The following is a 26,782-nucleotide window of genomic DNA, read 5'->3' on the forward strand; positions in this document are numbered from 1 at the left end:
TCAAATAAACTTAGCGTTTATCGAGTGGTACCCAATCAATCACCCACGCCGATTTCATATTCAAACTTGCATCTGAATTGATCTTTTTACGTGTTGCGTCCGCAGCATCACGGTCCTTCGAAGGGCCGACCATGATACGAATGCCTTTAGATGTCGGACTCTTTGTCACTTTATAGCCTTTTGCACGTAATTTTGCAGCGACGGCATCTGCATTGGCTTCATTGGCAGCCAGTGCAACTTGTACCATCCATTGCTTATCGCCATTTTCCAACAGATCACGTGCTTTTTCAGCTTCAGCTTTTTTCTTGGCTTCTGCTTTACGCTTTTCTTCTGCCTTGTGCTTTTCTTCGGCTTTACGCTTTTCTTCAGCTTGTTGCTTCGCTTCGGCTGCTTTCTTATCTGCTGCTTTTTTCTCAGCTTCAGCATGTGCTTTACGTTCAGCTTCTTTTTGAGCATCCGCTTTACGTTTTGCTTCGGCTTTTTGTTTATCTGCTGCGATACGTGCCTGATCAGCCTTTTGCTGCGCCGACTGACTCTCTAACTTTTTTTGAGCCGCCAACTTATCCTCAGCTAAACGCTTTTGCTTGACTTTTTCATCTTCAACCAATTCGGGAGGAATATTATCCGAACTTTGTTGAGCTGAACGATGTGCGTTTAAAGCAGCATATTCTTCTGCTGCTTTACGTGCTGCATCCGCTTCCGCTTGTTGTTGCATCGCTAAAAATTCTGCTGCACGTGCTTCTTGCTCCGCAACCGATTTTTCACGGGTACGTCGTTGTTCTTCGAGCAAACGCTTTTCAGTTTCAACATCAACAGTCAATGATGACATTTTACCCGCACCCTGACCTTGTTGCTCAACTTGAGCCATTTCGGGGGTTTGGCTTTGATTTTGATGTATTTCTTCTTTGCCTTTAAGTAAAAGTGCGGCCAGCAGTACACCACCACCTAATAAAACAACACCACCCATCCAGCGTTGTTTGTTATTCATTGACATTCTTCCAGATACTCCCATACCGCTTCTAAGGTATGAAATGAACCACATACCAGAATCAGCTGATTATTCTTTGTTTCTTCCAGCGCGGACTTAAAAGCTAATTGCACATTGTCATAATGTTCTACGACTTGATGCTGTAGTGCGCTATCCAATTGTGTGATAGATGCCGCACGTGGCACATTTAATTGTGCAATTTTCCACATTCTTACCGTATCTTTCAATAAGTTAACGACAGAATTTATGTCTTTATCAGTCAGCATGGAGAAAACGCTGATCACTTCTGTGTATTGTTTATTGTACTGGAGAAAATTTCGCAATTGCTTTAACAAAAATTCAACACCATGCGGGTTATGTCCCGCATCGAAAATCACCGTTTTACCTGCAATTTCTCTAACTTCAAAACGGCCTTGTAACTTGGCATTGATAATCCCTTGAGCGATCGACTGCTGAGAGACCACCAAACCACTAGCTAATATTGCTGCTACAGCCGTAGAGATATTTTCGAGTGCCAAAGAACCCACGGGTAATTTTAAGGTTGAACCTGATGAGGCAAACATCCAAGATTGTCCGTCATCACTGTACTGATAAAAATAATCACGATTGAGTACATGCAAAGCGGCTTGGCAATCTTCTGCTTTTTGACGAATGGTTTCAGGCAAAACTTGCTGCCCACCAAAAATCACAGGAATATTCGGACGAATAATTCCTGCTTTCTCAAAAGCAATTTTTTCAATGGTGTCGCCCAACCAATCGGTATGGTCTAAACCAATATTGGTAATCACTGCAACATCTGGATCGACGACATTGACCACATCAAGTCGACCACCAAGGCCTACTTCAAGTACCCATACATCGCAATGTTGCTGTTTAAAAATAACAAAAGCGGCCAAAGTGGTCGCTTCAAAAAAAGATAAACTTAATTCACATTCACGACGCGCCTGATCAACGGCTACAAAAGCATCAATCAGGATTTGGTCGGCCACTTCAACACCTTGAAGCTTTACACGTTCATTGAATCGATAGATATGCGGTGATTGGTATAGCCCCACGTTATAACCTTGGGCATTTAAAATCGCAGCCAAAGTGGTCGTGGTTGAACCTTTCCCATTGGTTCCCGCGACCGTCAGCACTTTCGCATCAGGCTGGGTTACACCGAGTCGTTCCGCAACAGGAATCACCCGTTCCAGACCTAAATCAATACCCGTAACATGAACATGGCTCCAATAATCGAGCCATGTGTTTAAAGAATCAGTTGCAAGTGGTGCTGTGTTCAAGGCAAGTTCATCAATTTCGCTACAATACGATAAACTGTATCACGTAATGCATGACGGTGGACAATTTGATCGACTACACCATGATCAAGCAAGTATTCTGCACGTTGGAACGGTTCTTCCAATTTTTCACGTACAGTTTGCTCAATCACACGCTTACCAGCAAAACCAATCATGGCTTTCGGTTCAGCCAAGTGAACATCACCGAGCATTGCCAATGATGCAGTCACACCACCATAGACTGGATGTGTCAGCACCACTAGATAAGGCAAGCCAGCATCTTTCATTTTTTGGATGGCAGCAGAAGTACGCGCCATTTGCATGAGTGACAACATGCCTTCTTGCATACGTGCACCGCCAGAGGCAGCGAAGCAAATAAGCGGTTGTTTGGATTTAATCGCAAGTTCAGCCGCTTGAACAAAACGGTCACCAACTACAGTGCCCATTGAACCGCCCATGAAATCAAATTCGAAAGCAGTCGCAATCATTGGAATGCCTTTCAGCGTTCCTTGCATTACCACTAAAGCTTCTGTTTCACCGGTTTTTTTCTGCGCTTCAGACATACGGTCTGGATACGCTTTGCTATCTACAAATTTAAGTGGATCTTTGGCTTTAAATTCTTGACCCAATTCTTTTTGTACTTGGTCAAAGAACCAGTTCAAGCGATCACGCGCTTTCATTCGCAAGTGTTCATCACACTGCGGACAAACGTAGGCATTAAATGACATCGCAGTACGAGTCACAAGTGCATGACACTCAGGACATTCAATCGTCGGCTCAGTAAATGTCGCCTTTAATGCTTGCTGTTCATCAGGTACATGAATACCTGGTACCGCACGCTCTGTCCATGGCGTAGATGCGCTCAGAATTTTGCCTGTTTTTGCGTCTTGACTCATACTAACTCATCGAGCGCAGCTCGAAGCTCCTTCACTTTATTCACTGTTTCGATTACAGCTTGTTCTGGCGCTAAGTTTGCAAATTGTTTAACAAAAGCACTACCTACAATCACCGCATCTGCAGCAACACCCATGGCTTTCGCCGATGCTGCATCACTAATACCAAAGCCAACGCCGACAGGTACCTGAGTATACGATTTGATTTTTTGAATACGTGCCGCAGCTTCAGCAACGTCTAAAGTCGCTGCACCTGTCACACCTTTCAAAGAAACATAGTAGATAAATCCACTGGCTTGTTTCACCACATGCTGAATACGTTCATCAGTGGATGTTGGCGCAAGTAAGAAGATTTGATCCATGTCGTATTTTTTCAATACTGCATCTAGATCTTTTGCTTCTTCTGGTGGAAGGTCCACCAAGAGCACGCCATCTACACCGCATTCATGTGCATAGGCAACAAACTTTTCATAGCCGATTACTTCAACAGGGTTTAAATAGCCCATCAGTACTACTGGTGTTTCTGTATCGTTTTTACGGAACTCTTTCACCATGTTCAAGGCATCTAGAGTATTGGTTCCTGCAGCAAGTGCACGCTCAGCGGCAAGTGCAATAACAGGACCATCCGCCATTGGGTCTGAAAATGGAAGACCCAATTCGATCACATCTACACCTGCCTCAACCATTTGATGTAACAAAGGTACCGTTACTTGTGGATGAGGGTCACCAGCCATAACATAAGAAACCAAGGCCTTACGCTGTTGAGATTTAAGCGTTCCAAATCGAGTGGCTAAACGTGACATAGGGTTATACTTTCCTTGAATGAATCAAAACTATGATGTGGGTTTTGTCGAAATACAAGACATCGCATTGTAACGCTATTTTTTACCCATTGAACAGGGTATACAATCCTCCGTCGGCATTTCTCATGCAAACATAATTTTCCAGAACAACCCGAAAGCATCATTTACCGATATTTCAGTTTTTTTCACAATGATCAAAGATGCCTAATTTTAGGATCTGGCAAAATTATAAGGTTTTAGATTAACTTAATTTTATCATCAAAAAAATGTTAAAAATAACAGGCTTAGCATTTACATTTTAATTTTCCTTAAATTGCAAAACCTGCTTTATACTAGCCGCATACTTTTATTTTTTTATCTCCTATGTCCTCCGATTCACAAGTGAAAGTGCCTGCTCGGGCATTTGCACTGCTCCCGCTTATTGTTTTTCTGACCATTTTTTTGGGCAGTGGTATTTACCATTCCATCATTGGAACTGAGTTTGCGTTCTATCAAGTGAAAGCCCCAGTCGCTGCTCTTCCTGCAATTGTATTGGCAATTTTGCTCTATCGCGGCAAGATCAATGACGCGATTGATACATTTATGAAAGGTGCTAGCCACCCGAATTTGATCTTAATGTTCATGGTCTTTATGCTCGCTGGTGCTTTTGCCAGTGTCAGCAGTGCCATAGGTAGTGTCGATGCAACAGTGCAGTTGGGACTATCGGTAATTGCGCCTGAGTTCGTGCTGCCTATGCTGTTTATTATTGCGGCCTTTATTGCCACAGCGATGGGAACCTCCATGGGCACCATTGCAGCCTGCGCGCCAATTGCCTTTGGTTTTACTCAAGTCACCGAAATTGAAGTGGTGTATGCCATTGGTGCTGTGGTCGGTGGTGCTATGTTTGGTGATAATCTGTCGATGATTTCAGATACCACCATTGCTGCAACGAACAGTCAAAAAGTTCAACTTCGCGATAAATTTAAGGTCAATGTCTGGATTGCTGTTCCTGCATCGATCGTCAGCATCTGTATCTATTTAATTATGAGTCAAGGTTCACAAGCGATTGAACACAAAGCTTATAATGCGTGGCTAATCCTGCCGTATTTAGCCGTATTTATTTTGGCCTTTTCACGTTTGCACGTGCTTGCTGTGCTGACTATTGGTGTCTTACTGTCTGGTTTGATTGGTTTGGTGATTCAACCTGAATTTAATTTTTTAAGCTTAAATAATTCTATTTATGAGGGCTTTACCGGCATGTTTGAAGTTGCCCTGCTTTCTATTTTCTTAGGTGGTATTTCTGCCATTATGCAAAAAGAAGGCGGTTTAGAATGGCTGATTCAACGTATTTACAGCATTACACGCTGCTTTAAAGTTGGTGCTGAACGCGCAGGTGAAATTGGTATCAGTTTCTTGGTGATTTTCTCTAACCTATTTGTAGCAAACAACACTGTCGCAATTATTTTATCTGGTGACATGGCACGTGAAGTCGCCAAAGAATATGGTGTAGACCCTAAACGTGCTGCTGCGCTCTTGGATATTTTCTCTTGCGTAGTCCAAGGTCTCATTCCTTATGGTGCACAGCTGTTACTGGCTTGTTCGATCGCAAAACTTTCACCTGTGGAACTGATTGGTAGTGTGTATTACTGTTGGGTCTTGGCGATCTTTGCCATCCTTGCCATTTTACTTCGTTATCCAAAATTAAAAGCTGCGGCATAAGCTTGGCTTAAAAGAAAAGCGGTCGTTTGACCGCTTTTTTTTAATGTTGTTTGAAAGGCTTTTCTTGACGAGCAATCTGCAAGTTTTATTCTAATCTCAAGGCTTTTTTTCGCGCTAATAATGTCTCTCCGCTATATGCCTTAAAAGCACGTGCCAAAGCAGACTGATCTGAATATCCTAACTGCAACGCGATATCCGTCAAATGGGTTTGTTGTGAAAGTAGATATTCACAGCGTTTCATCCGTTCAAGCTCCAAAAGCCGTTTAAACGAGGTGTCTTTCTCCTTTAACTGTCGTTGCAAGGTTCTGACTGACAGATGTAACTCTTCTGCTAACCACTCTATTTTAGGGGCTTGCTGTTTTCGTTTGAGATGATCAGCGATGCATTGTTGCATCTGTAGAATTGGATCTGCATGTTGCGGACGAGCGGCGATCGCCTCTTCGGCCTGACGTAATAACAATTGCATCAGTGACGGATCAGCAAGTTCTGACTTTAAATCCAAACTGTCTGCATGAATCACAAATGAATATTTAAGGGTCGAAAATTCCATTTGGCAGCCATAAAACTTTTCATAGTGATAACGTGCCATCCGCGGCGCATGGGCAAAATGAATGCGGAGTAACTTTAAAGAATCTGGAAAAATTTGCTTGGCCAAATGTGCCATACAGGCCATGGTCAACTCATTCACCAAAGCATATTCATCATCATGCTGTGGCCAAGACAGAATAATTTGATGATCTTGATGGCTCATATTCATCGGCACAATTTGCGCGCCATCAATCACCAAGCGACTAAAGCGCATCACATATTGCAAAGCATCTGCAACACTATTACTCAGTGTCGCCATATAGCCTAACACCCCAAAATGCTCTGCACGAATATACTTGGCCATTTCAAAGACCAATTGCGGGCAATCCAGATGCTGCTGAGTCAGTTGCATGATGCTATTAAAAAAAGAATTCGGCGATTGAGAGTCGATCGGCAAAGACAGCACATGCTGAATTTGCGCAGCATACGGCGCAATCCATTCGAGCTGTGTATAGTTTAATTCACGCTCAATTAAGACCATATTCCATAGTTGGAAGTAACCATTTGGGATCTGAATTTCAGCCATCTCGCCCCTCTTTCTGACCTGCCAATTCTGACATTTTATATTTTCATCATGGCGTAAAATGTATAAAAATTGGCAATATCTGTCAAAACAAAGTGCAATTTCTCCGACATACTGCAATCAACACGACTTGCACAGAAAAAATATCATGAATGCTATCGTCAAATATCAAGTCGAACCCATTGTTCGCACAAAGCTAAATTTTAAGTTAGAAGAAATCCCGCGCTATTGGTTTGGCGGAGACCCCTTTTTAACACGTATGTTTGATGCCTTGAGCCTGACCTTTCCTGATGGCGAGCGCTATTTTATTGAATCTGTACGTCTGTTCCGCAGTCAAATTCAAGACCCTGATTTACAACAACGTGTCGCTGACTTTATTCGTCAAGAAGCGCAGCACGGTATGGCGCATGACAAAATGAATATGTTGATGAAACAACAAGGCATGCCTGTCGATGCGTTCATTAAACGTCTGAATAAAATTTTTAAATTTGAACTGAGCAAGCGCTCACCAGAATACAACATTGCCATGACGGCTTCTGCCGAGCATTTGACTGCATTGATGGCTGAAACCTTTTGTAGCCAAAAGTCCGTCTTAGAATCTGCGCATCCTTATGTCCGTGCATTATTTATTTGGCATGCGATAGAAGAAATGGAACATCGCGATGTGGCTTTTGATGTGATGAAAGATGTGGCGAAGGTCGATGAAAATTTAAAGAAATTCACTCTGGTCTGGACCAGTGGATTGATGCTCGGCTTTACCTTATACCGTGCCAATGTGATGCTGAAACATGACGGCTTCAGTTTCACTGAACGTTTAAAATTAAATATGAAAGGCTTACCGTGGTTCTTTGGTAAAAATGGCACCCTCACCCGTATGAGCAAACCATATCGAGATTGGTTTAAAAAAGACTTCCATCCGAGTCAGCATCCCATTGTGCAAAATTATGATCTCTGGTTAAAAACTTATGAAGAAACCAATGATCCGATACAAGCAGCTGAAGTGTTTTGGCAAGCTGCAAAATAAAAATTGAATAAAAAAAGCCGCATCGATTGCGGCTTTTTTATAGGCTTAGACTTACCATTTGGCATAGTGCTGCTCAAGTAAACCATATTCATTTAAGAATACAATTTCTTCGTCATCACGTTGAATTGTACCGCTAATTTTTGCCTGCCATTGACTGAACTGACTACCGACCAATCTTAAATTCAGGTTTTCATAGCGCCGCCAACCTGTGGTGACGATCAAATTTAAGCTGTTGTCTAATGAACTAATATTCCATTGATTATCGCCTTGTTGCTGAAACAGCACATCAGACATGGCATATAGATGTCCATTGACCCAAAGGCAATTTTCATTGCCAAAGCTTTCATTTACCCCTGAGGCAAGATTGATCCCAACGCGTCGATTTTGACTATCCCAAAAGTTACACGACAGCCAAAACCATGCGGTTTCAGGACGAAGAAAACCACAGGTATCATCTAAAGACACCAATGTCCGGTCATGAAATTGAATGGTCTTGCCTTGTTTATTGATAAAGAAACCTTCACAGCCTAACGTCGTTAGTTTTTGAGTATAGGTCCAACCATTAATCCCTGTAGGGCTACACATACTCAGCGGATCAGTCCCCGCACAAAACACTCGGGCACTCAGTTTGAGTTCACCATGTTTCGACATTTGAATGTATCGCACACCATTGGCATGCTGAATGTCCAGTTGAATCCCTGACTTAATAAAATGACTCTGATTAAATAAAGGTTGTTCATCTAAAACAGTATTGCGTGACAGGAAATTAATCGAATTCCATTCCAATACTTCATTCGTAATATGATCATACACATAAACAAAACCGTGCCCTGCCCACGCGATATCGGCAATCGCTAGACCAATCGTATAATGTTCATGCTGAATACAACAAAATTTAAATTTTTTATATTTTAAACGCTTACGCCAACCTTCAAGTCGTTTTCCATACGGTGTCTTATATTCATACTTACTTAAATCGATGCGATTGGGAAGTTCACTAAAACGCCCATAATGCGGCTGTCCATTCGGCCGTATTAAATCCATATACGCCATTCCATTGAGGTTTAAGGTCTAAATCCTGAATGTTATTATGCCTATTATTTAACGCCTGAAAAGACAATCCATCTGATTTCAGGCGAATATCACAAAAAAATATAAAAGCTGACATTTCAGCTCTTAATCATCACAAATGTTCATTTATTAAGATGTAATCATTTTTCCATGAATTTTGCTGGCTATGCGGCGTTTCAACCAATTCGATATAGCGCCCATAGACATGATCAATCGCAATACAATCATCAACATCTAGAGTTCGATCGGTATGTTGTTTTTGCCAATTTGCCTCAAAAAAAGCCTTGCCCCGTTGTTTCGCGACACTAGCGTTTTGTCCTGTCACCAAAACATAACGATGTAATTCACCAAATTCGCGGGCATCATATCCCCCGAGATTAATCAGCCATAATTTTTCATCTTCAGCTCGGGGCGCGGCATCACAAAATTGGATACGATAATGCCGATTTTCAGTGCTGACTGTATGTACCTGTGCCCAAGCATCAATATGTAAGCCTTTTTGCTCACCAAACCATGCCGTTCTCAGTTGTGGATAAACCTCTTCTAATGCGTTACCCACTGCAAGAATGACATCATGCACTTCGATATTTGCTCTTGGATGGCGTCCGCCGAGCATCACCATAAATAAACTGGACACAATCTCCCCCTATTTTTGACTTCAACTGCCCACATAGGGCTGAAGTAATTTCAACAAAATCACGCCGCCTAAAGAGAGTACTGCATTGTTGACGAAATGAATGAGTAAGACATGCCAAATGTTACGCGTCCACAAATAGATGAGGTTGAGAAATAGGCCTGCCGCCATAAAACTGATGGTCGCAATCAAATCGCCATCAAAATTATGATAATGAATCAAGCCAAATAAAATTGAGTTCAGTAATACCAATATCAATCGCCACAGCCAAGGCTGTATAAATAGCTTTTGTAGCAAGGTATAGCGGAAAATAATATCTTCGAGCAATGCGGTAAATAATGGCCCAAGGCTGATGATCAGCAAGCTAAAAAACGCAATCGTATTGGGATCAATGGTCGATTCTTTTTCAATGTTCTCACCAACGGGCAACAGACTGCGTGTAAAAGAAATCACTACTTGTAAAGCGACTGCACCAACAACCACCAACAGACTTGAGCGCCAAAAGGCCTGCTTATACTTTTGCCAGTGCGTATATAGCATCGTTTTATAGAGCCAACACACGGCAATAAATAAAATACCGCGAAAGATCGAATCACCCAAAGCGACCTGAGCTGAAACACCAAAAAATTGGTCTAAGACATAACTGTTGAGCAAGATCAGCGGAAGAATACACAGCGCAAAAGTATCACGCCATTGCCAAGAAATATGGGTTGGAAAGGATTCTGCACGAACCAATTGGGTAAATGTCATTGTTATAAAGTCTTTCTAAAGCAATAAAATTTCCACAGTATTGTGATTTATTTCACACTTTTATTCTGCATCTATTTTATAGTGATTTGCCTCAATAAAATTTTCAGCAAGAAAAAATCGCGCGGAATTACTTCTGCGCGATTTTTTTTAATCCTCCCCTTGCGGATTCAGAATACATTCTGAAATCCTCACCTTTAACAAAGGAGGGCTTTTCCCCTCTTTATTAAAGAGGGGTTGGGGGAGATTTTACATCTCAACCATTTCCACGCCATCAATACGGGCAACGGTCATTAAGTCTTTATCGCCACGACCTGATACAGTCGCAATGATGATTTGGTCTTTGTCCATCGTCGGTGCAAGTTTCGTGACATAAGCCATCGCATGTGAACTTTCTAACGCAGGGATAATACCTTCAATATGTGTTAAGTCGCGGAAGCCTTGTAGCGCTTCAGTGTCATTGATTGGCACATAGTTCACACGGTGCATATCTTTCAAGAAACTGTGTTCTGGGCCTACACCTGGGTAGTCCAAACCGGCAGAAATTGAATGTGTTTCAATGATCTGACCTTGATCATCCGACATCAAGTAAGTACGGTTGCCGTGAAGTACACCGACATGACCTGCGTTGAGTGGTGCAGAGTGCTTGCCTGTTTCAATGCCATAGCCTGCAGCTTCGACACCGTACATTTTCACGTCTTCATCATTTAAGAATGGATAGAACAAGCCCATCGCATTTGAGCCGCCGCCCACACATGCAACTAAAGCATCTGGTAAACGGCCTGCTTGTTCCTGAATTTGTTTACGCGCTTCACGACCAATGATTGATTGGAAATCACGAACCAATTGTGGATATGGGTGTGGACCTGCAACTGTACCAATCACGTAATAAGTTGAATCAACATTGGTGACCCAATCACGCATCGCTTCGTTCATGGCATCTTTCAATGTTTTTGAACCGCTTTCCACAGGTACAACCGTTGCGCCAAGTAAACGCATACGGTATACGTTCATGGCTTGACGTTTAACATCTTCTGCGCCCATGAACACCACGCATTCAAGGCCTAAACGCGCTGCAATCGTTGCAGTTGCTACACCGTGCTGACCTGCGCCTGTTTCGGCAATAATACGTTTTTTACCTGAAAGCTTAGCCAGTAAAGCCTGACCAATGGTGTTATTCACTTTATGTGAACCTGTATGGTTCAGGTCTTCACGTTTTAAGTAAATTTGCGCACCACCCAACTCTTTCGACCATCGCTCAGCATAATACAAAGGACTTGGACGACCGACGTAATACGCCAAGTCACGGTCGAATTCTGCCAAAAACTGTGCATCATCTTTCATGCGGAAATAGAGTTTTTCTAAGTCCTCAAGTGCTGCCATAAGAGTTTCTGACACAAAACGCCCGCCATGAATACCAAAATGCCCTTGTGCGTCTGGGAATTGGGTATAGTCGATTTTATTTTGCTGATCCACGAAGGACTCCTTGCATAAAGCGTTCTATGAGTTGTTGGTCTTTAATACCTTTACTTGATTCTACACCACCGCTCACATCTACGGCATAAGCGCCTGTGGTTTGAATCGCATCTTCAATATTGTCAGGCTTTAAACCGCCCGCCAAAATTAAAGGAATATCGAGTTTTGGGAACTGTGCCCAGTCAAAGCTATGCCCTGTACCGCCTTTCAGCTCAGGATGCCATGCATCGAGCAGTACGGCGCTTGCCCCTGCCTGCTGAAAAGATTGAATCTCGCTAATCACGTCCAAATCTGGCTTCACCTGAATGGCTTTATACCAGCGGCGCCCAACAGTCTGTGCAATCGTTTTGCACTGTTCAGGGTTTTCATCACCATGAAATTGCAGTATGTCTACAGGTGAAATTTTTAAAATATCCTGTATCTCTGTAGCTGATGCATTCACGAATAAACCCACGGTCTGTACGTACGGCGACACATGCTGAATCAGCTCAGCAGCCTGCGCTGCCGTTACACTGCGCGGGCTTGGCGCAAAGAATACAAATCCGATCGCATCTGCGCCAGCTTGGACGACAGATTGGATATCTTGAGTACGTGTAATTCCGCAGATTTTGGCACGGGTTCGCATATTATTGTGGCTCTAACTCCGCCCTATTCATAGCCTATCTATGAATATGAAGGCGAATCATTGTAATGCAATTTTTAGACCTTGCGTAAAGTTCATCCTGAATATTTATTTACATCCGTTGTTTAAGACTCATACAAACTTTATACTGCGCTCAACTTGCTGCAAGTTGAGCTTAGGCTTAGGGAAGCTGGTGAGAATCCAGCACTGCCCCCGCAACGGTAAAATGAACCTCATATCTTTATAAACACCTTCAATTCATGAAGGAGTTTACACCACTGCATTGTTACGGGAAGGTGGATATGCCAATATTGTTTTAATCAATATTTATATTTAAGTCCGGATACCTGCTTGCTGCGTTCTTCAACTCAATCATTCACGTGGGGTGAATGTATGGAGCAAAGTATGTCTACTCTTTTTCAGCCTACAGCATTAGTGGGCGCAATCGCTATTGCAATGGGTTTTTCAACAAATACTGTGGCTGCTGACGCAGTTGAAAATAAAGCTTCCACAACTTTAGATACCATCGTCGTTACCGCTTCACGCAGTGAAGAAAATATTAATGATGTCCCTGCACGTATTTCAATTATCGAACCTAAAATTGTTGAGCAATCACCAATTGCGGAACTACCACACTTATTGATGAGTGATGCCGCGATTAACATGGTTCAAAGTGGTGGTTATGGTCAAGTTTCATCTATTTTCTTACGTGGTACAAACTCAAACCAAACTTTAGTGTTACGTGATGGTGTTCGTTTAAATACAGCGACAACAGGTGCGCCATCTTTAGCATTTATCGATACCACTGATATTAAACAAATTGAAGTCCTCAAAGGACCTGCTTCTGTGCTTTATGGTACAGATGCGATTGGTGGTGTGATTCAACTTGTTTCAAAAACACCTGAAAAAACCAGTGCTTTTGTGACTGGCGAGATGGGTGAAAATGGCACCTACAAAACCATCGCTGGAGCAGATGTTGCAGAAGATGGTTTCTATGCTCAAATTCGTGGTCAACGTTTAGAAACTGACGGCACACAAGTCACTGACTGGAAAAATAGCAAAGTTAAAACTGCTGATTATGATCAAAAAGGTTTTAGTGCCAAAGTTGGTGTGGAAAAAGAAGACTATGCGCTTTCTGTAGATTATCAACAAAATAAAGGCTCTACAGGTTATATCGACTGTAGTGCTTATGATGCGAACTATAACTGTTCAGGCTTAAAAAATCTTTCTCAAGATTTTAAAAATGAAATCGTGAATGTTAAAGGTCGTGTCAATATCACCTCTGATATTTCTGTGAATGCACGTTTATCACAATTTAAAGATGATATTGATCAAAATGATGTGAACTATGATGGGTCATACGATTTTATTCATAGCAAAACTCAAGAAGCTGAATTGTATGGTAAATGGCAATTCACCCCACATCAAAATATCTTGTTAGGCACAACCTACCAAACTATTAAAGGCGATGTGATTTCCTTTACAGCTCCTTACAAAGGGGACGTGGATTCACAAGGTTATTATATTCAACATCAGTATAAAAATAATGGCTTAGATACCCAAGTTGGCTTACGTGTTGAAGACAACGAAAAATATGGAACACATACAGTAGGTCAAGCTGCTGTTCGTTACAAAATCCTGCCATTAACCAGTGTTTATGCCAATATTGGTACGGCATTTAGATCGCCAACACTCAATGAATTGTATAGTTCTTATGGTAATGCTGATTTAAAACCTGAAGAAAGCATATCTTATGAAATTGGTGTAGATCAAAAATTAGCTTATGGCTTAAGTACTGGTTTATCTTTATATCGCACAGAAGTTGATGATTTAATTGACTACAATGCAGCGAATAAAAATAAATTTGGCAATGTAAAAGAAGCTAAATTCCAAGGTGGTGAAAGCTATTTGGCTTGGCAACAAGACCAATGGTTTGCAAAAGCAGCCTATAACTACGTGAAAGCTGAAAATGAAAAAACAGGCAAAGAGTTAAATCGTCGTCCTCGTCAAAGCTTTACATTAACCGCAGGACTTCAAAACGAAATTTATGGAATCAGCGGTGCTTTATCGTCTAAATCACATGCACAAGATTACCAACGTGAAAATCCTGGCTACGTGACTGTAGATTTCAATGCATATTGGAACGTGAATCCAAACGTAAAAGTCTTTACCAATATTGAAAATGTCGGTGATGTGAAATACAAAACTGCATCGTATGGTGGTGGTTACTACTATGTGAATGGTGGTCGTTTAGCTTCTGCAGGTGTGACATTTAAATACTGATTTTTAGTTAATCAGTTTCATCAATAGAAAGCAGAAAACTTTGAGGATAATGTCATGACTATGGCATTATCCTTTTTTATGACCGACCCGAAATTTTCATCATTTTAAGGACAAGACATGGGCCACCGCTTAAGTAAAATTTATACCCGCACAGGCGATTCAGGTACGACAGGTCTTGGCGACGGATCACGCGTAGCCAAAGATGATTTACGTATTGAAGCCTTAGGAGATGTCGATGAACTCAATTCAAGCATTGGTATTCTGCGTTCGCACATCGCACTTAGCAGTATTGAAGACAAAGCGGCTTGGGATAAATCGCTCAGCCTGATTCAGCATTGGTTATTCGACCTTGGCGGTGAAGTCTGCATTCCAAACTTCAACTTGGTACAACCTGTGTCAATTGAGTTTTTGGAAAATGACATTGACCGTATGAATGAAGCGCTGCCAATGCTCAAAGACTTTATCCTGCCATCAGGAACATTGGTGTGCAGCTTTGCCCATCAAGCGCGTGCAGTTTGCCGCCGTGCAGAACGTCGTTTAATGGCTGTACATAACCGTGACCAGAACATTCAAGCACCGTCATTGCAGCTACTTAACCGACTCTCTGACTGGTTATTTGTCGCATCGCGTACATTACAACGCGCTGAAGGTGGTTCTGAGGTGCTGTGGCAGAAAAATATTAACGACACGATTGATCAATAAGTTTTGGATTCAAAAATTGCTCAAATCCTTTGACCAATTAAAAGTCTATTTTACATTGAAATAAATCGAAACATTTCGTCCGATCATTCTTGTATTTCAGGATGATCGGATCAAAATAACAGTGTCATCTCCCTGTCATGCTTACAGGACACTATGTTTTTATCTTTCAATTTTGCAGGCCCTTTATGCGCATAATCGGTCACCGTGGCGCTCGTGGTGAAGCACCTGAAAATACCCTAGGTGGTTTCCAATATATTCAAGATTTAGGCATACGCTCAGTTGAATTTGATGTGCGACAACTAAAAGATCGCGCCTTAATTGTGATGCATGACGATCAATTCATCCGTACCACCGGCCAAGATAAGTATCTTTATGAATGCGAAAGTTCTGAACTAGAACCGTATAACCATGCAGTGACATGGTCAGAATGGAATAAAGTTGAGCCGACGCCACTGCTCGAACAAACGCTCAAAATTATTCATAACTTCGATCATATTGAAGTCGAAGTGAAAGCAGTGAAGACACAGACTGAAGCTGAAGCGCTGACTGAAACCTTGGAACAACAGCTCCAAGGTTTCGAACATTCCGCGGTGATCACCAGTTTTGACCCTAAAATTCATCTTGCTTTGCAACAAAAAAAATCCGGCTTCAAACGCGGGCTTTTGGTTGAAACAGACGTAAAATTTAAAGCGATTGAACAAGCACTTGAATTAGGTTGTATCCAAATCGGTTGGATGAACCAACTCGCCAATTCAGACATTATTCAGGCCACGCAGCAGGCAAAATTAAATGTGAGCGTATGGACTGTCAACGACGTTGATCGTGCTAAACAGCTTAAAGATTGGGGCATTAACGGCTTAATTACCGACTATCCTAAATTAATGATGCAGCATTTTTAATGCTGCTTTATTCACCTAGATTTGTGTAATTCACTTCTCGATCAACACGTCGATATTTCAATCGGTCTATTTTCTTTCCAAAACCAATACAGTTTGTCCCCGACTGTTTTGCATCGTCATGTGTTTCCCTTTTATTTGGAATTGTGTTGCGGCTTGCAAGGCATCTGAAAGTTCAGCCTCTTGAGCCAAAGCCGAATCACAGCTGAAATAACCTGCTCGGGCATTCAGATCAATGCTGTGTTTTAAGGTATCAATCACATAAGTGCCACTGATAGTGTTACATCCCGTATTTCCCTGAATTTGTCGAAATTGCGAATTGAACTGAAGATAAGGTTGATGATGAAAGAACTTAGCTTTTTGTACAGCGATTTTCACAATCGTCCATGGAATATCTTGTATCCCATCATTTACGCGAATAAGTTTTAATGGCTGCTCAACGCTGTTGCCCAGTGATTTCCCTTGTGACTTTGTAGTCACCTTCTGCGTCGGAGAACTTTGACAAGCCATCAGTCCCAGACAACTGATCAGAAAGCTGCCCCAGATGCAGTATTTGATAAGTAATTTCAGATTATTTTGACAAATTTGCTGTTTTTTTGGCATCTTCTTACTCCACAAAAAGTCAAATAACTTCAGTCGTATTATGTTACTGTTTAGAACAATACAACTGTACAATAACAGTGGTGAAAACGGGTTTTCCCGTGCTACTATTCTGTACGTCTAAAATCCCTTAAAAAATTAATGGGATTAGTCCTATCTATACCTCCCAAGGTTTCAGGAGTGCTGTTGGAGATGAATGCTCCCCTACCCAAAGCCCCAATGAACTGGATTGCTATTTTTGCATTGGTGTTTTTACCTATTGTCGCAGTTATTGCAATTCCGTTATATGCCATTAATCATGATTTTAGTGCCGCTGCTTGGATCAGTATGTTTGTTTTACTGGGTGTCAGCAGTTTAGGTATTACCGCAGGTTATCACCGCTTATGGGCACACCGTGCTTATGAAGCAACCTTGCCTTTAAAAATCATTTTAATGCTCATGGGTACTTTTGCTGTTCAGAACAGTATTTTGTTCTGGGCTTCAGGTCACCGTACACATCACCGTCATGTAGACGATATTGACCAAGATCCATACTCGATTAATCGTGGTTTCTGGTATGCCCATATCGGGTGGATGCTTCGTGATTATCCAGCAGCAGAACCGAACTACAAAAACGCACCTGATCTGTTAAAAGATAAAGTCGTTTTGTTCCAAGATAAATACTACATTCCACTGGTAATTGCTGTTCATGCGGCGATTTTAGTGCCAATTGGTTGGGCTGTTGGCGACATGTGGGGCGTTCTATTATTGGGCGGTTTAATGCGTCTAATCTTGAGCCATCATGTGACGTTCTTTATTAACTCACTGTGTCACATGTGGGGTAAACGTCCGTATACTGACGAAAATACCGCTCGTGATAACTTCTGGCTAGCTATTGCTACTTGGGGTGAGGGTTATCATAACTATCACCACATTTTCCAATACGACTACCGTAATGGTGTGAAATGGTGGCAATACGATCCAACAAAATGGTTGATTTGGAGCTGCTCTAAATTAGGTCTTGCTAAAAATTTACGCCGTATCCCTAGCTTTAATATTAAAAAAGCTGAGTTGGCTATGAAGTTCAAGTATGCGGAACAAGACCTTGCCATCTATGGTCTAAACATGACTGATGATATTACGACAGCCAAACAACGTATTTCTCAAGAATATGATGCGTTTTCACAAACCTTGAATGACTGGGCAAAACTCAAAGAACAGGAAATTCAAGCGAAGAAAACTGCGGTTGCTGAAAAATTTCATCAAATGGATGACAAGCTAAAACTTGAATTCCAACAAGTTGAAAAACGTCTTTCACAGCACCGTGAAACACTAAATCAATTGATGCGTAATTTGAAAAAGAAAACAGCTTAATTCTATAAGCCCTTCTGATGATAGAGCCTCCCTTGTGGAGGTTTTATTGTTTTTAAGCTACAGTTTTTCCATCCAGTCTTTGCTATAGTTTCAACATAATTTGAATTTTTCAAGATCATTATGCTGTTCAATGCCCGCTATAACACCCTGCCGCCTCGCCTGTACCACCATCAACAGCCTGTACCCTTAAAAGGCACAAAAGCTGGGCATTTTAATGCGGCTCTTGCAGATGAGCTGCAATGGTCTGAGACAGATAAACAGGCTTGGGTTGAAATCTGCAGCGGTCAAAAAACCTTTGCTGAATTTGAACCTTTGGCCATGGTCTATGCAGGTCACCAGTTTGGACAATGGGCCGGCCAATTGGGCGATGGACGCGGCTTATTGATTGCGCAAATCATCGATAAACATGGGCAAACCATTGACCTGCACCTTAAAGGCGCCGGCTCTACGCCTTATTCACGCATGGGCGATGGACGTGCAGTGCTGCGCTCGACCATTCGTGAATATTTGGCAGGACATGCGCTGAACAACCTAGGCGTTGCATCCAGCAATGCGGTGGGTTTTACCAGTTCTGAGCAAGGTGTAAAGCGCGAAAAACTCGAGCTCGGCGCGATGATGCTGCGTACATCTGACTGTCATATCCGATTGGGACATTTTGAATGGATCAATCAATATCAGGGTGATTTACTACCTGAATTCACGCAAAAATGTATTGAGTGGCACTACCCTGAATGCTTGGATGCTGAACAGCCCATTTTGGCTTTTGCCACTCAAGTTATTCAGCGTACCGCAGTGATGATTGCCAAATGGCAGCTGATTGGTTTTGCACATGGCGTGATGAATACTGACAATCTGAATATTACCGGTTCAACTTTGGACTTCGGCCCTTATGGCTTTATGGAGCGCTTCCGTCCAAACTGGATCAACAACCATTCGGACTACCAAGGCCGCTATACCTATCAACAGCAGCCAAGTATCGGGCATTGGAATTTATGGCAATGGCTGAATAATCTCGTTCCGCTCTGCCCTTCAGATTATGACAAAGAACAGTGGAAAGACGATCTAGCCAAATGCTTAGAGCATTTTGAACTGACCTTCTTGGAACATTATAAATTGGGCTTAGCTCAGAAAATGGGCCTGCCGAGTTTTCATAAAGGCAGCTTCGACTGCGCTATGGCCTTTTTGCGTATTCTACAAAGTGAGCAACTGGATTACACACAAAGCTTTATCCGTCTGCAAAATCATGAATATGAAGCCATTAAAGATGACTGCTTAGACCGCCGCGCCTTTGAAGGTTTCTTGGCACAATATGAAAGCATCCGTGGGCATCAGGACACCCATGCTTTAGATGCTGAAATGGCACAAGCCAACCCGCAATATATCTTGCGCAACCATATGGTTCAAAAGGCGATTGAACTTGCTGAACGTAATGATTTTTCTGAAGTAGAGCGTTTGTTTACATTGCTCAGTCGGCCCTTTAGCAAACAGCCTGAACTGGAAACAACAGAAGATTTAGGACCTTTACCAAGTGATGTGCCTGAAGTGATGGTTAGCTGCTCGTCTTAAACATTTATCCACAAATCCACATTTCACTCGGGTCATAATTGTGGATAATTTAAACATTATCCACAATTCAGAAATCGATGGACTGTGAAAGCACTTCATCCTCTAAAAAATAATGACAAGAAAAAATATCACGATCTTAAGTTTCGCTACCCTCTTCTGTATTGCGGTAGCCTACTTTGCCTATCAAAAATTTGAAAAATATCTACCTACACCTGCCAATGCACTGGTCTTTCCACCTGAATTAAGTGATTTGCAAATTCAAAAAATTCGCAAAGAAACGCCGATCGACAATATTCAGGTACATAAAGCTCAGCGTTATTTGGAATTAAAACATCAGGATCAAGTCATTCGGCGTTACCCGATGCGTCTGGGTTTTCAACCGCTAGGACATAAAGTTCAAGAAGGTGATGGCAAAACGCCTGAAGGCAGCTATATGATTGATTGGCGCAATCCGCAAAGTTCATTTTATAAGTCTTTGCATATCTCTTACCCCAATGCGACCGATAAACAAAAGGCTAAAGATTTAGGTGTTTCTGCAGGTGGTGACATTATGATTCATGGTTCGGCGACCAGTTTACAAATGAAAGCTGCACCACAACTGATGACTTATTTCCCACAAAAAGATTGGACTTGGGGCTGCATTGCTGTGCGTAATATTGATATGGATGAAATTTGGCAATTGGTGAATAATGATACCGTTATACATATTCGTCCCTAGGCTTTAAAACTCAGGCTTATTTTTAGGTTATCCCCTATGATTGCATTACACACTGTAGCTGCTAAGTCGGCCTTAGCCCTGCCTGAAACCACCTGTAGCCAGCCTTTTGGTGAAGGCTGTGATGTGTTTAAAGTGATGGAGAAGGTCTTTATGCTGAGTTTTCATTTGGAAGGCAAAGCGGCCATCAACTTAAAGGTGCTGCCAGACAATGGCTCAATACTTAAAGATATTTATCCCTTTATTCGTGCGGGCTGGCATATGAATAAGAAGCATTGGATTTCTGTTTTTACAGATGAAGAATTGGAAGAAGAACTGCTGCAGGATTTGGTGCTAAATTCTTATGAATTGGTGGTGTCGAAGTTAAAGAAAGGACAACGGCAGAGGATTGAATTGCTGAGAAGTGTTTAGATAACACTTCCCTTTCGATCTGGTTGATTTTGCAAATTTAGTATAATCGCAATTATGTTTAATCGGTGTATTATTAACAGACTGGAATATTATTTTTCTATATAATTCTTAATCTCTTACTTTAGTTAAACCAATAATCAAAATGAAACTACAGAGGTGGATCAGGAAATTTGAACAACACTTATAAGTGATATTTTGCTCCCCAAATGATGTTATAAACATCAATATATGGAGTATTTTATGGCACGTAGACCAAGAAGAAATCATTCAAATGATTTTAAAGCTAAGGTAGCACTTGCTGCGATTAAAGCAGAAAAAACACTTGCTGAATTTGATGTTCATCAAAACCAAATTATCGACTGGAAAAATCAACTGATTTCAGCTTCCTCGCAAGCTTTCGATCAATCAAAAGCTCCAACAGAACCACCCATCGATCTAAAAAAACTACATGCAAAAATCGGTGAGCAGGCATTAGAAATTGATTTTTTAGAAGGTGTGTTGAAGAAACTGGGCCGCTTCAACCACAAAAGTTAATCGATGACTCACTTCAGATTTCAGTATCTAAGCAAGCTCAGCTGCTGAAAGTCTCCCGTGGTTGTTATTACTATCGCCCAAAACCTGTGAGTGCATCAGATCTGAAGCTGATGCGGTGTATGGATGAGTTACATATGCAATACCCTTTTGCAGGTAGCCGTATGATGCGTGATTTGTTGAATCGTCAAGGACATCATATAGGACGACGTCATACACGTACTTTAATGAAGAAAATGGGCATTAATGCGTTATATTGCAAACCAAATTTAAGCCAGGCTAATCAAGCTCACCGCAAATATCCATATCTGCTCAAAGGATTGGCTATTCAGCGCAGTAATCAAGTGTGGTCTACGGATATAACGTATATCCCTATGGCAAAAGGCTTTGTTTATTTATGTGCTGTGATTGATTGGCATAGCCGCAAGGTACTTGCGCATAGAGTATCGATTAGTATGGAGGTTACATTTTGCATAGAAACATTAAATGAAGCTATTGAAAAATATGGTCGACCTGAAATATTTAATACAGACCAAGGCAGTCAATTTACCAGTGATGCATTTATTGATGTATTGAAATCAAATGGCATTCAAATCAGTATGGATGGTAAAGGTCGATGGGTTGATAATGTGATGGTTGAACGATTATGGCGGAGCGTTAAATATGAAGAGGTGTATCTCAAAGCCTACAGCAATGTTTTGGATGCGAAGAAGCAATTAAACGCATATTTTGAATTTTATAATTTGAAACGACCTCATTCGAGTCTGGATAAAATGACTCCAGATGAGTTTTACTATGACCAGCTACCACAACAAAATAAGGTAGCTTAACTAGAGCAGAGTATCACTTATAAATAAGCTTTTAGTTGTTCAAACATGTGGGACCACCTCTCTACTAATAATCATTGGCATTACTTTAAGCTTCAATTCATTAGCATGGTCTGCATTACCTGAAAATAATCAAATTTCTTCAATTCTCAAAAACCAACTCAGCGATAAAATATTAACTGAATCTGAAATTATGGAAGGTGCTGCACAAACCCAAGGTCTATATCAATATTGCATCCAAGATACTGTAAGCAAACTTAAGCTTATGTATCCTGATGCAGATCAAGCAATGACAATGGATACCGTTAATAACGCTTGTATATATCCTGAAGATCGCTTTAATCTATATAGCATATTATTAGCTGCTTCTAGCATGAAAAAACCTATGTCAGAGAAAGAAGCGGCCATATTTATAGAACAAAATTATCTTAACAATGGTCGTAATCAAACAAATGCTACTCAGCGTGAGAAAATTTATACAAACCTAGGTTTATTGAAGTAAAAAATCATCGAAGACTTTTGAAAAATTAAATAATTTTTTATTGAATTAATATTCCAAGCTTCTGTCATATAACATAGATTAAGTTTTCTAAAATCAGCATAATACACGTTATACGAAATAATTTGTTTTATCCAATATAAATCATAATCTTATATAAATTCGCCCTAGAATTGAGTGCACTAGAGCAGTTTTTATATGAATATTCACTCAATTTGCGTATTTTGTCAGAATTTTTCAAAATCATTTTTTAGTGACAGTGAACAAAGGCTCATCCCTAAGCCTTCATGGTATTAAACCTTCTTCAATTGCATCACTTTAAACAGCACATACAGCAGTAAAATCCATACGGGCTGCATCAGCACCGACAGCATAAAGCCCTGATTCCACATGATGTATAAAATCATCAGCATGAACACCAAAACAAAATAGTTGGTGAACGGTGCAAATAAAGCAGGAAACTTGGTCAGTATGCCCTGTTGCTGCATCGCTTTTCTAAACTTCAAATGAATCAAGCTGATCAGCATCCAATTCAGCACCGCAGCGCTCACCACGATATAAATCAAATAACTCAATGCTTTTTCAGGTAAGAAATAATTCAGCAGCACACAGCCAAAAATCAGCAAAGCAGAAAATAAAACTGCAGCAATCGGCGTACCGTATTTATTCACATGTTTAAATGCTTTTAGCGCATTGCCCTGTTCTGCCAAACCGAGCAGCATGCGGCTATTGGCATACATGCCGCTATTACAGACCGAAACGGAGGCCGTCAAAATAATAAAATTCAGCAAATGCGCCGCCCAATCAATCCCCATCTGATTAAAAATCATCACAAAAGGACTATGATCCAAACCGCCAAGTTTCAACTGGTTCCACGGCACCAGTGACAGCAATACAGCCAAAGAACAGATATAAAATAAGAACACGCGGATTACGGTCTGATTCACCGCTTTCGGGATATTTTGATCAGGATTTTCAGTTTCAGCCGCCGCCATGCTGATTAATTCAATGCCGCCAAAAGCAAACATCATAAAGGCTAGCATGTAGAATAAGCCCTCAAAACCGTGCGGGAAGAAGCCGCCATGTACCCATAAATTACTAATCGAAGCTGTAGAGTCTGCGCCTGCTGTAAGTAGCAGGTATATACCAAAAATAATCATGGCAACAATCGCCACAACTTTAATCATCGACAGCCAAAATTCAGATTCTGCATACAGTTTGACATTGGCTAAATTGGCTAGCGTAATCACAGCAAAAAACACCAGAACTGAAACCCAAGCAGGCACATGCGGCCACCAGTAATTGACATATTTGCCTATCGCAGTCAGCTCGGTCATCACCACTAAAATGTAGAGAATCCAGTAGTTCCAGCCCGTTAAAAAGCCAGCAAACTTGCCCCAATATTTAAAAGCAAAATGACTGAATGAACCTGTGACTGGCTCTTGTACAATCATCTCGCCCAACTGGCGCATAATCAGAAAAGCAATCAAGCCACCAATCAAATAGCCCAGAATTATCGATGGTCCAGCCGACTCAATAATATGCGCAGAGCCTAAAAATAGCCCTGTCCCGATTGCACCACCCATTGCAATCAGCTGAATATGACGGTTCTTTAATCGGCGCTGCAGTTGAGGCATTTAGCTGCTCACAACACGTTCTCATCTTATAAAAAAGTGGATTGTAGCCTGTGCAGCTCTTTGCAGCCAAATATTCGCAGATCATTTCTGTATGAATCATTATGGAATACAGCGCGTGAGCTGCATTTCTCCATAGCACTTGGTCAAATTGATAGGATGGACAATACGGGCCATAAGATTCCACTCGAACAGCCGGAAGCTTTAGCCGCCAGTATACTAAAGTGGCTGAATATATTGTCCCTTTAAATATAAACAGCCCTCAATAGAGAGCTGCTTTTTAGCATTCACTTCACTTGATGGATGATTGATAGTGAATGCAGTACGTCTAAACCTATTCTAACCATTCATACTGCACCACCATGTAAATCGTTATTTACGCTGTGGAACATCCGCCCAACGTGCATAACTATTCGTGCTTTTCAGCACAGCGCCCGCTTGTTTTGCAGCGAAGCCACTATAGTCCTGAGAGAAACTATCTAAATTTTCATCAAAACTCGCACCATCAAATAATGGGAAAGTTCCGGCTTTTTTCTGTATCACCACATCATCAATCATCCAGCCGCGGAAACCATTATAAAGTCCATCGACCGTTCTAAATTGGAATTTCAGCTGAACATTGGCCTTGCCTGCATATTCATCTAATGAAATTGCTTCTTGCTGAACAGCAGCCGGTGCGAGGTTAAAGCCTAAATTACTGTATGGAATCGGCGCGCGATCATATGCAGAAGATGGATCTGCCAGCGGGTTTAATCGAGCCAAAGTCTTAAAACTGTTACCGCCGTCGGTAGAAACTAAAATATTCATCAAATCGAATCCCTGATTATTTGGATTGACCGACTCAATTTCCCACCATGTTTTAAAGCTTAAACTCAAAGGCGCCTGATACTGGCTTAGATTAATGGCAGGTGAAATCAATTCACCCCTATTGTCATACTGCGAGGTGCCGCCATCAAACTCTGGAGCCGTAGATGAATCACTTAAAGCGCCAATAAAGTTGCCATTTACTTTGTCGCCATACCAATATGCCGTATTACCTTGCAGTGGCTCAGGCACCTTGCCTTGACTTTGGTCATTCGGCGCTAAGCGTACACGCTGATTCACTTGATTATTACGGATGTTGTGACCTTTGTTTAGCAACTGCCAATCAACATTGGCCACACTTGGCTGCGACCTTGTCCATGCATTGCGAGTAGCAGAATCCGCTTCAAAAGTTTCACGCCATACCGCATCTACAGATGCTGTTTCGGGCAGCACTTCAAATTGATAGCCCGATGCAGAAGAAGCAATGACCGTAACTTTTTTCGTAATAGTGTTAATTCCTGCACCGTTAATGGTGAGCGTGGCATTTTTCAATGCTTCAAGCAGCGCACTGGATACATTAAATGAAAGCGTGAAATATCCATTGGCATCAGTCAAAGCACTAACAAATGCGCCATTGGTCGCTGTACCGCCAGACAATGACACTTGCGCATTCGCCAAAGGCTTCCCTTTAAAAATCACTTGACCAGACAATGTTCCGACCACTGCATCATTGACTGGTGCATCACTTAGTGTCTGACAGTCTTGGTCTAAGCAGTTGAGAACCACATTCAACACAATGCTCTTATTGGTATTTTTAGGATGGATCAAGAATGCCGAAACTGCAGACTGTCCATTTTTAGTGACCAAAACATAATATGTGCCTGCAGCCAATTTAGGCAGTTTAACGATGCCTTGAGCATTGGCAAGATAATTTTGACCTTTAAAATGTGCCGCTGTCGGTAAACTATTGATCGGTGGAAAGAACTGCTCAGAATCATCCGCTGTAATTGTATTCGTTGCTATTTTCAGACTGCCTGATTGTACTTTTTGCCATTCTTCATCACTTAAAATCTGAATCGACGCAGCATTTAAAGCAAGATTATTCACATCTAATAAAGTCAGCTCTTCTACACTCTTTTGTACCATAGCATCGGCAACTGGCTCTGGCGGTACACTCCCTGTCTCGTCACGATCACTACCACCACATGCCGTTAAACCCAAGACACCCGTGACCATTATTATTTTTACAAAAGCGCTATTTTTCATCTGTTCTGCCCTCTGGCTGTTCCATTTTTAAAAATTGTTATCTCTACATTGAACTCTGCCAGCTCAAACATACTGGTGAATATTCCAGCAAAATAATAACCAATTTTCATTAAATGTGCAAATTTCGCATTTTTATGTGATTTTTATCATTCATCCAATTGCCATTGTTTTGCTGTAAAGGGATGCCCATTCCTTCAAAAATGGAATACTAATAAATATCTAATACTAGGGTGTGTTGACATTTACAGCCGATAAATTGAGCTAAAGAGGCAACCATATAAATATACAAGCTAAAGCAACAGCGCTTTGATAGTTACGTTTTAGCTTATCGTATCTTGTGGCAATTCCTCT

At 41.4% G+C, this 26,782-nt stretch carries 24 protein-coding genes, 1 pseudogene and 1 riboswitch; of the genes and pseudogenes, 11 read left to right on the plus strand and 14 right to left on the minus strand.

Annotated features, from left to right (window positions below; genetic code table 11):
• Window positions 1-10: 10 nt before the first annotated feature.
• Genes FTT94_RS11705 through trpA form a run of 4 tightly spaced genes read right to left on the minus strand, consistent with a single transcriptional unit; the run spans window position 11 to window position 3,961 of the window.
• Window positions 11-988 carry an SPOR domain-containing protein gene (locus FTT94_RS11705; RefSeq protein WP_180089792.1) on the minus strand — a complete coding sequence of 326 codons (978 nt, stop codon included), beginning with the start codon at window positions 986-988 and terminating at the stop codon, window positions 11-13.
• Window positions 985-2,268: a bifunctional tetrahydrofolate synthase/dihydrofolate synthase gene (folC, locus tag FTT94_RS11710; RefSeq protein ID WP_180170839.1), complete on the minus strand. Its 1,284-nt coding sequence runs from the start codon at window positions 2,266-2,268 to the stop codon at window positions 985-987. Before folC ends, FTT94_RS11705 begins: the two co-directional genes overlap by 4 nt.
• A complete protein-coding gene (gene accD / locus FTT94_RS11715) occupies window positions 2,265-3,161 on the minus strand; it encodes an acetyl-CoA carboxylase, carboxyltransferase subunit beta (protein ID WP_111885388.1) in 897 nt (298 codons plus the stop codon). Before accD ends, folC begins: the two co-directional genes overlap by 4 nt.
• Entirely contained in the window at window positions 3,158-3,961 is an 804-nt protein-coding gene (trpA, locus tag FTT94_RS11720; RefSeq protein ID WP_078191221.1) for a tryptophan synthase subunit alpha, read from the minus strand. Before trpA ends, accD begins: the two co-directional genes overlap by 4 nt.
• Before the next feature lie 363 nt (window positions 3,962-4,324).
• On the opposite strand from trpA, the gene FTT94_RS11725 reads away from it, so the two are divergent.
• Window positions 4,325-5,659, plus strand: coding sequence for a Na+/H+ antiporter NhaC family protein (locus FTT94_RS11725; protein ID WP_180009062.1), 1,335 nt, complete (start codon window positions 4,325-4,327; stop codon window positions 5,657-5,659).
• A gap of 85 nt (window positions 5,660-5,744) precedes the next feature.
• On the opposite strand, the gene FTT94_RS11730 is transcribed toward FTT94_RS11725, so the two are convergent.
• The gene (locus FTT94_RS11730; RefSeq protein ID WP_180170840.1) at window positions 5,745-6,773 is read right to left on the minus strand and encodes an AraC family transcriptional regulator; all 1,029 of its coding nucleotides are present in this window, start codon (window positions 6,771-6,773) and stop codon (window positions 5,745-5,747) included.
• Between the two features lie 145 nt (window positions 6,774-6,918).
• Between FTT94_RS11730 and FTT94_RS11735 the strand changes: the two genes are divergently transcribed.
• Window positions 6,919-7,794 carry a metal-dependent hydrolase gene (locus FTT94_RS11735; RefSeq protein ID WP_078191325.1) on the plus strand — a complete coding sequence of 292 codons (876 nt, stop codon included), beginning with the start codon at window positions 6,919-6,921 and terminating at the stop codon, window positions 7,792-7,794.
• A gap of 51 nt (window positions 7,795-7,845) precedes the next feature.
• Here the strand turns inward: FTT94_RS11735 and FTT94_RS11740 are convergent, their stop codons facing one another.
• The 5 genes from FTT94_RS11740 to FTT94_RS11760 form a co-directional block, all read right to left on the minus strand.
• Window positions 7,846-8,838, minus strand: coding sequence for a DUF2804 domain-containing protein (locus tag FTT94_RS11740; RefSeq protein WP_180170841.1), 993 nt, complete (start codon window positions 8,836-8,838; stop codon window positions 7,846-7,848).
• A gap of 139 nt (window positions 8,839-8,977) precedes the next feature.
• Window positions 8,978-9,502, minus strand: coding sequence for a DUF1543 domain-containing protein (locus tag FTT94_RS11745; protein ID WP_180009070.1), 525 nt, complete (start codon window positions 9,500-9,502; stop codon window positions 8,978-8,980).
• A 21-nt stretch (window positions 9,503-9,523) separates the two neighbouring features.
• Window positions 9,524-10,249, minus strand: a complete 726-nt coding sequence (locus tag FTT94_RS11750) for a CPBP family intramembrane glutamic endopeptidase (RefSeq protein ID WP_180089806.1) — start codon at window positions 10,247-10,249, stop codon at window positions 9,524-9,526.
• A gap of 246 nt (window positions 10,250-10,495) precedes the next feature.
• A complete protein-coding gene (gene trpB, locus FTT94_RS11755; RefSeq protein ID WP_117007224.1) occupies window positions 10,496-11,722 on the minus strand; it encodes a tryptophan synthase subunit beta in 1,227 nt (408 codons plus the stop codon).
• Window positions 11,706-12,347: a phosphoribosylanthranilate isomerase gene (locus tag FTT94_RS11760; RefSeq protein WP_180005546.1), complete on the minus strand. Its 642-nt coding sequence runs from the start codon at window positions 12,345-12,347 to the stop codon at window positions 11,706-11,708. The genes trpB and FTT94_RS11760 overlap by 17 nt, the downstream gene beginning before the upstream one ends.
• 146 nt (window positions 12,348-12,493) lie before the next feature.
• Window positions 12,494-12,714, plus strand: a riboswitch (cobalamin riboswitch).
• 35 nt (window positions 12,715-12,749) lie between these two features.
• Here FTT94_RS11760 and FTT94_RS11765 point away from each other — a divergent pair.
• The 3 genes from FTT94_RS11765 (at window position 12,750) to FTT94_RS11775 (ending at window position 16,228) form a co-directional block, all read left to right on the plus strand.
• Window positions 12,750-14,627 (plus strand): TonB-dependent siderophore receptor, encoded by a 1,878-nt coding sequence (locus FTT94_RS11765; RefSeq protein ID WP_180163254.1) that lies wholly within the window; start codon window positions 12,750-12,752, stop codon window positions 14,625-14,627.
• A gap of 117 nt (window positions 14,628-14,744) precedes the next feature.
• The gene (locus FTT94_RS11770) at window positions 14,745-15,329 is read left to right on the plus strand and encodes a cob(I)yrinic acid a,c-diamide adenosyltransferase (RefSeq protein ID WP_111885379.1); all 585 of its coding nucleotides are present in this window, start codon (window positions 14,745-14,747) and stop codon (window positions 15,327-15,329) included.
• Window positions 15,330-15,514: 185 nt separating this feature from the next.
• Entirely contained in the window at window positions 15,515-16,228 is a 714-nt protein-coding gene (locus FTT94_RS11775; protein ID WP_180005543.1) for a glycerophosphodiester phosphodiesterase, read from the plus strand.
• Between the two features lie 66 nt (window positions 16,229-16,294).
• Here the strand turns inward: FTT94_RS11775 and FTT94_RS11780 are convergent, their stop codons facing one another.
• Window positions 16,295-16,828, minus strand: a complete 534-nt coding sequence (locus FTT94_RS11780; RefSeq protein ID WP_180005542.1) for an META domain-containing protein — start codon at window positions 16,826-16,828, stop codon at window positions 16,295-16,297.
• Between the two features lie 189 nt (window positions 16,829-17,017).
• Between FTT94_RS11780 and FTT94_RS11785 the strand changes: the two genes are divergently transcribed.
• The 6 genes from FTT94_RS11785 to FTT94_RS11810 all read left to right on the plus strand — a co-directional run bounded on the left by FTT94_RS11785 (window position 17,018) and on the right by FTT94_RS11810 (window position 22,730).
• Window positions 17,018-18,178: an acyl-CoA desaturase gene (locus tag FTT94_RS11785; protein WP_180049967.1), complete on the plus strand. Its 1,161-nt coding sequence runs from the start codon at window positions 17,018-17,020 to the stop codon at window positions 18,176-18,178.
• Window positions 18,179-18,298: 120 nt separating this feature from the next.
• Window positions 18,299-19,744 carry a YdiU family protein gene (locus tag FTT94_RS11790; RefSeq protein ID WP_180170842.1) on the plus strand — a complete coding sequence of 482 codons (1,446 nt, stop codon included), beginning with the start codon at window positions 18,299-18,301 and terminating at the stop codon, window positions 19,742-19,744.
• A 112-nt stretch (window positions 19,745-19,856) separates the two neighbouring features.
• Window positions 19,857-20,462: a murein L,D-transpeptidase family protein gene (locus FTT94_RS11795; protein ID WP_180170843.1), complete on the plus strand. Its 606-nt coding sequence runs from the start codon at window positions 19,857-19,859 to the stop codon at window positions 20,460-20,462.
• A 36-nt stretch (window positions 20,463-20,498) separates the two neighbouring features.
• Window positions 20,499-20,870: an MmcQ/YjbR family DNA-binding protein gene (locus tag FTT94_RS11800; protein ID WP_218956012.1), complete on the plus strand. Its 372-nt coding sequence runs from the start codon at window positions 20,499-20,501 to the stop codon at window positions 20,868-20,870.
• Between the two features lie 240 nt (window positions 20,871-21,110).
• Window positions 21,111-22,231, plus strand: a protein-coding gene (locus FTT94_RS11805) for an IS3 family transposase (RefSeq protein WP_257231409.1) whose coding sequence is annotated in 2 segments (ribosomal slippage) — window positions 21,111-21,351 and window positions 21,351-22,231 — 1,122 coding nt in all. Because the reading frame shifts where the segments join, the coding sequence is not laid out codon by codon here.
• A 190-nt stretch (window positions 22,232-22,421) separates the two neighbouring features.
• On the plus strand, window positions 22,422-22,730 hold the full coding sequence (locus FTT94_RS11810) for a hypothetical protein (RefSeq protein WP_257231410.1): 309 nt from the start codon (window positions 22,422-22,424) through the stop codon (window positions 22,728-22,730).
• A gap of 290 nt (window positions 22,731-23,020) precedes the next feature.
• On the opposite strand, the gene FTT94_RS11815 is transcribed toward FTT94_RS11810, so the two are convergent.
• The 3 genes and pseudogenes from FTT94_RS11815 to FTT94_RS11825 all read right to left on the minus strand — a co-directional run.
• Window positions 23,021-24,364, minus strand: a complete 1,344-nt coding sequence (locus tag FTT94_RS11815; protein ID WP_180170844.1) for an amino acid permease — start codon at window positions 24,362-24,364, stop codon at window positions 23,021-23,023.
• 369 nt (window positions 24,365-24,733) lie between these two features.
• The gene (locus FTT94_RS11820) at window positions 24,734-26,431 is read right to left on the minus strand and encodes a carboxypeptidase regulatory-like domain-containing protein (RefSeq protein ID WP_180170845.1); all 1,698 of its coding nucleotides are present in this window, start codon (window positions 26,429-26,431) and stop codon (window positions 24,734-24,736) included.
• 261 nt (window positions 26,432-26,692) lie between these two features.
• Window positions 26,693-26,782: pseudogene (locus FTT94_RS11825) on the minus strand (IS5/IS1182 family transposase); the annotation flags it as partial.

The sequence above is a fragment of the Acinetobacter sp. YH12027 genome (assembly GCF_013420085.1).
Classification (GTDB): Bacteria; Pseudomonadota; Gammaproteobacteria; order Pseudomonadales; family Moraxellaceae; genus Acinetobacter; species Acinetobacter amyesii.